At 43.1% G+C, this 260-nt stretch carries 1 protein-coding gene; it reads right to left on the bottom strand.

Translation table 11 applies throughout. The features are described 5' to 3' along the window. The coding region (locus HMPREF0634_RS02075) for a cell wall-binding repeat-containing protein (RefSeq protein ID WP_040565635.1) at positions 1-260 on the bottom strand (260 nt) is incomplete at both ends.

The following is a 260-nucleotide window of genomic DNA, read 5'->3' as shown; positions in this document are numbered from 1 at the left end:
CCATCCCTTGATGCGAATGTTCCTACTGATAGGGCATCTGGGAATACCTGGCCTGAAGCTATTACTCCTGTATTCTTCTTGCCTGTTATACCAGTTACTCTTCTTGCTACCATTTCAGATGTACCGTACCTGTCTACACCGGCAATTCTTTCTACATCCTTATCCTTGTCGTAGGCCTTTAGGTCTCCTCTTACCTTTTCAGATATAGAGTCTGGACCACCTACTATAATTACTTCTTCAGCACCTAGTCTCTTTATTTC

It is taken from the genome of Peptostreptococcus stomatis DSM 17678 (genome assembly GCF_000147675.1).
GTDB lineage: Bacteria > Bacillota > Clostridia > Peptostreptococcales > Peptostreptococcaceae > Peptostreptococcus > Peptostreptococcus stomatis.
This window is presented reverse-complemented; position numbering and strand designations above follow the sequence as displayed.